We start from the raw sequence: 7,194 nt of genomic DNA on the forward strand, positions 1-7,194 counted from the left end.
GCCGCGGGTGTGCGGGACTCGCGGCGGAGGTCTCCGGTCGCGGTGTCGCACATGGCCTCGCCGGCAGGACCCTCTCGGGCGGGGTCGGCCCTGTCGGCCGGGCTCAGGTGCCGGCCGTGCGGGTGAGCAGGTCGGTGATCTGCTGGGCCACCACATCCCGGGCCTCCGGGTGCAGCGTCCCGACGGTTCCCTCGTGCAGGGTCCGGACCGTCTGCCCGGTGTCGCCGTCGCAGGGGACGCTGTCGCTGAGCACGTCGTAGCCGTCGCGGACGGCGACCCGCAGGTGACGGCGTCCGCCGCCCTCGTCGTGCACCGCGGCGGCGACGACCAGGGGCGGCGGCCCGCCCGGTTCGGCGGCCAGCTTGCGGTAGCTGCTGGCGACCGGCTCGCGCCACCGGATGCCGAGCAGCAGCGGCTGCTTGGCCACCACTTCGGCGAGCGGGCTCTCGTGCGTGCGGTCCTGCTCCAGCACCGTCGCCCGGGCGTCCAGGACGAGGGCGGCGGGCAGCAGGCAGCGCAGTGTGCTGCCGACGAGGTTGCCGCCGACGGTGGCGGTCCTGCGTACCGCTCCGGTGCCCACCGTGGCGGCCGCCCGTCTGAGCACCTCCGGCACGCGGTCGTCGACGCAGTTCAGCACCACGGCGGCACCCAGCCTGTCGTGGGCGATCGCGTTGGCCTCCGGCAGGTTGCGCAGCGACATCGCCTGCTCGGGGAAGCCGTCGCGCTGCCAGACGGCCCATACGAGGGTCGCCCCTCCGACCGGCACCGCCCCCGCGGCCATGCACTCCTGAGCTTCGGGCACGGACGCGGGCAGACGCAGCAGCACGGGAGCCGACCTCTTTCTCGAGTTCCTCGAGGGACCTGATGCCGGGGCCTGCGGCCGTCCGGGCCGCCGTGGTCCCCGGCACGGCGCATTCTGCCCTCCGGAGCGGCGGCGCATACAAGGCTCACGGCGGCACGAGGGCGTACGTCGGATCACCGGGATCGGGACCGGGACCGGGACCGGGGCCGGATGTCCTCCGGGGGAGGGGGCGGGAGGGGCCTGCCGTGCACCCGATCCGCCGTCCGGCGTGCGGGATGCCGTGCGGTGGTAACCCGTACCGGCGGACGCGGCGGGCATGGCGGTGACACCGGCGTGCCTGGCGGGGACGGGCGGAGCCGGGCGGAGACTGGAGAACTGGTGCACTTCGGAACACGGGCGGGCACGGACCGGCAGACGCCGGACGAAGCGGACGGCGGCAACGACCCCAGGCGATGGCGGGCCCTGTGGGTCACCCTGGTGGCCGGGTTCATGAGCCTGCTCGACGTGACGATCGTCGCGGTGGCGCTGCCGTCGATGCAACGCGACCTGCACACGACGGCGCCCGCCATCCAGTGGGTGGTCTCCGGTTACGCCCTGACCTTCGCGCTGGTGCTGGTGACGGCCGGCCGCATCGGCGACGCGGTCGGCAGGCACCGCGTCTTCCTGCTGGCGCTGACGGCCTTCGTGGTGTGCAGCGCGATCGCGGGAGCCGCCCCCACGATCACGCTGCTCGTCGTGGCCCGCCTGGCCCAGGGCGTCGCCGCGGGCTGTCTCGCCCCGCAGAACTCCGCCCTCATCCAGCAGATGTTCCGGGGAGCCGAACGCGGCCGCGCCTTCGGCCTGTTCGGCGCGACGGTGGGCGTCTCCGGCGCCGTCGGCCCGGTGGTGGGCGGTCTGATCCTGAAGCTGGCCGCCGGACCCGACGGCTGGCGCTGGATCTTCTACGTCAACGTGCCGGTCGGCGTGATCGCGCTGGTGCTGGGATTCAGGCTGCTGCCCAGGACGGCCGCGGGCCGCCGCGAGAGCCTCGACCTGGGCGGCGTCGCGCTGCTGGGCTGCGGGGTGCTGGCGCTGATGCTGCCGCTCGTCCTGGCCGAGTCCGGCGGCGTGCGACGGCTGTGGTGGCTGTTCGCCGTGGGCCTGGCCCTGCTGGTGGTCTTCGCCCGGTGGGAGCGGCGGGTCGCGGGCCGCGGCGGCCGGCCGCTGCTGCATCCCAGCCTGGTGACCGCCACGCGCGGATACGCCGCCGGGGCCGCCATCGCCACCCTGTACTTCGTGGGCTTCAGCGGCGTGTGGCTGGTCTTCGCCCTGTTCCTGCAGAACGGCCTGGACTACTCGCCGCTGCGCTCCGGGCTCACGGTGACGCCGTTCGCCATCGGGTCGGCGGTCGCCGCCGCGGCGGCCGGCCGGCTGGTGGAGCGGTTCGGCCGACTGCTGACCGTCTGCGGGCTGGCCGGCGTGGCGGTCGGCCTGGGCACGACCGCGGCCGTCCTGCGCTGGGCGCCCGCCGGCAGCATGGTGTGGCTCGCCCTCCCCGCGCTGCTCCTCGGCGGCGTGGGCAGCGGCTGCGTCATCTCCCCGAACGTCACCATGACGCTGCGGGACGTGCCGGTGTGGATGGCCGGAGCGGCCGGCGGCGCGCTGCAGACGGGACAGCGACTGGGCGGCGCCGTCGGTACGGCGGCGCTGCCCGGGGTGTTCTACATGGTGCTCGTCGCCGGTCACCACGACTACCGGTCCGCCGTGGCGGCGGCCGTCGGACTCGGCGTGGTGCCGGTCCTGGGCGCGCTGGTCCTGGCGGTCCGCGACTGGCGGCTCGACCACGATGTCGGCCGGCACCGCACCTCGTCCGGGACGCCGCCCGGCCCAGGGCACGCGGGGCAGGGCTGACGGCGAAGTCCCGTCGCGTCGAGCGTGACCGGACTTCGCCGTCGCCCCGTACCCGCTGCCCGCCGCGGCCGGGTCAGGGCTGGATCAGGGCTGGATCAGGGCTGGGTCAGGGCTGGATCAGGGCTGGAGGGGCAGGCTCGCGCAGTTGGAGGGCGCGGACTTGCCGTTGAGCCGGTCGGTCAGCCAGTCGATGGCGTCGCCCTGGTCGGTGAGCAGCGGCGTGAAGTGGTTGATGAGGGCGCTGCCCAGGCTGGGCAGGACGACGGGCTTGTAGGTCACGTCGGCGCCCTTGGCGCACCAGTCGACCGCGAGCCGGCGCGCCTGGGCGTGGGGTACGAGGTTGTCGCTGGTGCCGGTGGCCACCCGCACCGGGGAGGCGGGCTTCATGGTGCCGATGCGCTGCTCGTTCAGGAAGCCCTTCAGCATCGGCTCCGCGTCGATGATGTCGCTGAGGGAGCGTCCGTCGGTGGTCCACTTGGTGCTGCGGGCATAGCCGTAGGACAGCAGCGCGTCGCCCACGCACATGGTCGACAGGTCCTTCAGCGCCGCCTTGCCCGCCGCGTTCAGGTGGGCGCCGGCGACCGGCTGCAGCGCCGGGTCGGACTGCAGGAAGCCGTTGACCGACCAGCCCAGGGCGCCGGTCAGTTCGGTGCCGTCGATGCCCTTGGTGACCTCGATCAGGTTCGCGGGCGGGGCGCCCGCGGAGGTGCCGGCGAGGGTGACGTCGGGCGCGTAGGAGGGCTGCAGTTCGGCGGCCGCCGCGGTCGCGCCGCCGCCCTGGCTGTAGCCGAACAGGGCCACGCGCGAGGCGGAGGTGAGCGAGGTGCCGGGCAGGGAGCGCGCGGCGCGGACGGCGTCGAGGACGGCGTGGCCCTCGTCCACGCGGTTGACGTAGGTGTGCAGCCGGTCCGTGGCGCCGAGCCCCGCGTAGTCGGTGACGACCACGGCGATGCCCCGGGCCAGCAGGCGGTAGATGGCCAGGTCCTCGTAACCGACCGACAGCGTCTGGCCGTTGACGAGCAGCGGATGCTCCAGACCGAGGGACGCGGCGCACTGGTCGCCCTGTCCCATGGTGCCGGGGGCCACGGCGACCAAGGGCCGGGCTCCGCTGCCCTGCCAGGCGGCGGACGGTTCGATGTAGGCGCCGGTGACCGCCACCGGACCGCCGTTGGAATCGGTCGACTTGTACATCAGGCGGATGGCGGTGCCGGGCAGCCGTCCGTCGAGGCCCGGCAGGCTCAGTGCGAGGGGGAGCGGCTCGCTGCGGACCAGGGTGCCGTTCGCGGCGGGCAGGTCCGCGGGCGGGGTGTAGAAGTCCGGGATGGTGACGCCGCGCGAGACCACGGCGTCGGACTGCGGGGCAGCGGCGGCGGGCAGGGCCGTGGCACCCAGACAGGCGGCGGTCGTGACGGCCGCGGCCAGCAGGCGGGCGGAAACGGGCATGGCGGATCTCCGGGGCTGTGGGGAGGCCGAGCCTTCGGCTGCGGCTCGGGCGGTGACGGCCCGTGGGGGCAGGGGCCTGCGTACGGGACCGCGGTCGCCCAGCCGCCGCCCCGCACCGTTCTTAGACGAAGTGTCAGGACCGTAACCGCGGCCGTGTTACCCGGGGTAGTACCCGGTGGGTTACGGTTCAGTAATATGACGGTGGGACAGCTCGCGGCGGCTGCCTTGACCTCGTGCGGTACGGCATGAGAGCGCTTTTGCCGGGTGCCGGGTGCCGGGTGCGCGCAGCTTTTGCGGCGGCAGCGTCCGCGCCGGGAAGACCGTGAAGACCTCCGCGACCCCGTCGCCCGGCTGATCGTCGCTGGGGCCGGTGGGTCAGCGCAGCGTCAGCCCCCAGCCCGCCCCCAGGACCGCCGGTCCGGTGACGAACCACAGGGCGTAGTCGCCCAGCGAGCCGCCGTGAACCGCCTTGACCGCGCGGACGGGAACGAGCAGCGCCCTGCGCAGCGGTGCCCACGCCTTCTGCCACCACAGGGAGGCGGCGGCCGGCAGCACCGCTCCCACGGTGGCCGTCGCGCCGCCGAGCCAGGCGGCGCCGCCCGGCACGTAGGGCGCCGGGGCGGGTGGCGGCGTCGGCGTACGTCGGACAGCACGTGCGCCGCGTTGGGGCGCGGCCGTTGCACCGACTGCGCCACCTGGGTGAACCAGTCGGCGATCCCGGGCACGAACGACAGCCCGTACGCGGCGAGCACGAGGACCAGTGGCGGGGTGAGGACGACCAGCCGGTGCGCCGGCCGCCGCCAGGCGTCGCTCGGCTCGGGCGCGGGCTCCCTTCCTCGGGCATGGCGGGCTCCCGGGTCAGCACCGGGTCCGTACGCGGACCCCAGCCCAGGAAGACGCGCGCCCCGGAGCGCGGGAACACTGCCCCGGTGGCCGCCGCCCCCGCCACGACGACCACTATCAGCCGGCCGCGGCCGCCCGCATCGCCGATCAGTGCGGCGGACAGGAACGAGCCGAAGGGCGGCAGCAGCGCGAGCACCACCACGCTGACCACCACGTCGGTGAGGGTCAGTGCCTGCACCACCGGATCGGCCACGGGCCGGCCCGGCCGCGCCCCCTGCGCGATCGGCGGCTGTCCGCCGCGCGGAACCACAGGGGGACCAGCGCGCGCCGCCCGGCTGACGCGGTACGGCACATCCGCGCGGCGCACGGTCGCGTCCCGCGGCCCGTCGGTTTCCGTCGGTTTCCGTCGGTTTCCGTTGGGTTCCGTCGGTCGTGGAGATCGCGTGGGGGAAAGCTGTTTAAAATCTGAAGATCGAATCGAGAGGGATCGTGCGTGAGTGAACCGACGGGGCCCGTCTGCCCGGAGTGCAACGCCCCTCGGGCCGCGGACGGCACGCCGGCCTGCTCCTGCGCCCGGCGCGCGTCCGACGCTCACCGCGAGACGCGTACGGCTGAGGCGGCGGTCGCGGAGGACTTCTCCCCCTTGCGCATACGGCCGTTCGTGGAGGTCGGCGCCACCGCCGAGGACCCGGATGCCGCGGATGCCCCGGATGCCGCCGACGGCCCGGATGAGCCGACCGGCTCCGCGGAAGCGGCCGGGGCCACCGCCGGGCCCGCCGACGTGCCTCTGACGGCGACGGCCGCCGAGGAGGGTCCGCCCCCACGGCTCCCGGACGCGCCGACCCCCCAGCTCCCGCCGGACGGCGCTCCCGGCCCCCGGCGCCGGCGCCGCGCGACCCTGGTCATGGGAGCGGGAGCCGCCGGGGCCGTTCTGCTGACGGGCGGTCTCGTCGGGGGACTCTTCTTCTACACCGGCCCTTCTCGGGACGGCTCCGGCACCGACGGTGTGCGGGCGGCGCTGCCGGACGCGTCCACGGGCGGCACCCCGTCGTCCGGATACGCATCTCCCACGGTCTCCTTCGCGCCGTCTTCCGCGGCCCCGGCGTCCTCGCCCGCCGGCACGCCGACCGACAGTGCGACCGCCGACCCGACCGGTTCCGCCTCTCCGGCCCGGACCCCCGCCGACGCCGCCGTCACGACCGCGCCCGTGCCCGCGCCGAGCGAGTCCGACGGCGGGGCACCCGTCCTGCGCCTCGGCGACCGGGGAGCGGAGGTCACCGAACTCCAACTCCGCCTGCGCCAGGTGGGCTTCTACCACGGGGACGCGGACGGCGACTTCGACAGCGAGGTAGAGAGCGCGGTCCGCGGCTACCAGTTCACCCGTGTCGTCCTGGAGGACGAACCGGGCGTCTACGGCGCGGCGACCCGGGCCGCACTGGAATCCGAGACCTCCGAGCCGTGACCCGCCGGCCGGGTACGGCCCGGCGTGCGCGGCGCGTCGCTCACCGCGTCGCTCACCGCGTCGCTCACCTCCGGTCGCGTGTCGCTCACCGCCCGGCGTCGTCGAGGCTGTCGGCGGGCGCGTCGACGCACCGGAAGACGGCCCTTCCGAGGCCGATCACACCGTCGGACAGGGGAGTGCACCGCACCCCGCCCTTGCCGCGCAGGGCCTTCTGCGCGCCCGGACCGATGGTGACGTCCATCCAGGCGCAGGGCCGGGCCGGGCGGTTGACGAGGAACGTCACGGGACCGGCGCCGGAGTCGAGTTCGATCGTGCGGCCGACGAAGGCGTCGATGTCGACGCCGCGGAGCAGGATGTTGCGGCGGGTGTGCCGGAGGTCGGCCTCGGCGGCGATGTGCCGGGGCAGGTTCTCCACGGCCATCAGGGTGACGGCCGCATCGCGGTGCGCGGGCCGGCCGAAGTAACGGTCGCCGACCAGCCCGAGACCGCTGCGCACCTCCACCTGACGCACCCGCTCGTCCGCCGGTCCGTCCGACGGTCCGTCGGCCGGCCGTCCGGCGAGCCGGTGCGCGGGGGAGACGAGCAGTTGAAGCACCTCCACCTCAAGCATGCGGCCACCCTAGACGAGTAAGTCCTATGTCCTGGGCTGACGATCAGGCGTGAACAGAGGGTGTTCAAGATCATGTTGTGACGCAAGATCTGAACACCCTCTTGACCGCACTGTACGTGAAGATCGATGACGAGCTGGGAGGAC

Annotated in this window: 6 protein-coding genes; 2 read left to right on the forward strand and 4 right to left on the reverse strand. The window is 74.6% G+C overall.

Annotation, left to right across the window (positions count from 1 at the left end; translation table 11 throughout):
* Positions 1–103 precede the first annotated feature (103 nt).
* The gene (locus ACH4ZX_RS03300; RefSeq protein ID WP_398266605.1) at positions 104–826 is read right to left on the reverse strand and encodes an FAD binding domain-containing protein; all 723 of its coding nucleotides are present in this window, start codon (positions 824–826) and stop codon (positions 104–106) included.
* A gap of 354 nt (positions 827–1,180) precedes the next feature.
* On the opposite strand from ACH4ZX_RS03300, the gene ACH4ZX_RS03305 reads away from it, so the two are divergent.
* On the forward strand, positions 1,181–2,692 hold the full coding sequence (locus ACH4ZX_RS03305; protein ID WP_398266608.1) for an MFS transporter: 1,512 nt from the start codon (positions 1,181–1,183) through the stop codon (positions 2,690–2,692).
* A gap of 117 nt (positions 2,693–2,809) precedes the next feature.
* On the opposite strand, the gene ACH4ZX_RS03310 is transcribed toward ACH4ZX_RS03305, so the two are convergent.
* Both ACH4ZX_RS03310 and ACH4ZX_RS03315 read right to left on the reverse strand, forming a co-directional pair.
* A complete protein-coding gene (locus ACH4ZX_RS03310; RefSeq protein WP_398266611.1) occupies positions 2,810–4,135 on the reverse strand; it encodes an alpha/beta fold hydrolase in 1,326 nt (441 codons plus the stop codon).
* Positions 4,136–4,510: 375 nt separating this feature from the next.
* Positions 4,511–4,741 carry a hypothetical protein gene (locus ACH4ZX_RS03315; protein WP_398266614.1) on the reverse strand — a complete coding sequence of 77 codons (231 nt, stop codon included), beginning with the start codon at positions 4,739–4,741 and terminating at the stop codon, positions 4,511–4,513.
* A gap of 730 nt (positions 4,742–5,471) precedes the next feature.
* Between ACH4ZX_RS03315 and ACH4ZX_RS03320 the strand changes: the two genes are divergently transcribed.
* A complete protein-coding gene (locus tag ACH4ZX_RS03320) occupies positions 5,472–6,440 on the forward strand; it encodes a peptidoglycan-binding protein (protein ID WP_398266617.1) in 969 nt (322 codons plus the stop codon).
* An 85-nt stretch (positions 6,441–6,525) separates the two neighbouring features.
* Here the strand turns inward: ACH4ZX_RS03320 and ACH4ZX_RS03325 are convergent, their stop codons facing one another.
* Positions 6,526–7,050 carry a molybdenum cofactor biosysynthesis protein gene (locus ACH4ZX_RS03325; RefSeq protein WP_398266620.1) on the reverse strand — a complete coding sequence of 175 codons (525 nt, stop codon included), beginning with the start codon at positions 7,048–7,050 and terminating at the stop codon, positions 6,526–6,528.
* Between the last annotated feature and the right edge of the window lie 144 nt (positions 7,051–7,194).

It is taken from the genome of Streptomyces sp. NPDC020490, from assembly GCF_044335305.1.
GTDB lineage: Bacteria > Actinomycetota > Actinomycetes > Streptomycetales > Streptomycetaceae > Streptomyces.

Excerpts from the sequence above, each read along its gene's own strand:
- ACH4ZX_RS03310 (WP_398266611.1), bottom strand. The coding sequence starts at position 4,135 with ATGCCCGTTTCCGCCCGCCTGCTGGCCGCGGCCGTCACGACCGCCGCC.
- ACH4ZX_RS03325 (WP_398266620.1), bottom strand. The coding sequence starts at position 7,050 with ATGCTTGAGGTGGAGGTGCTTCAACTGCTCGTCTCCCCCGCGCACCGG.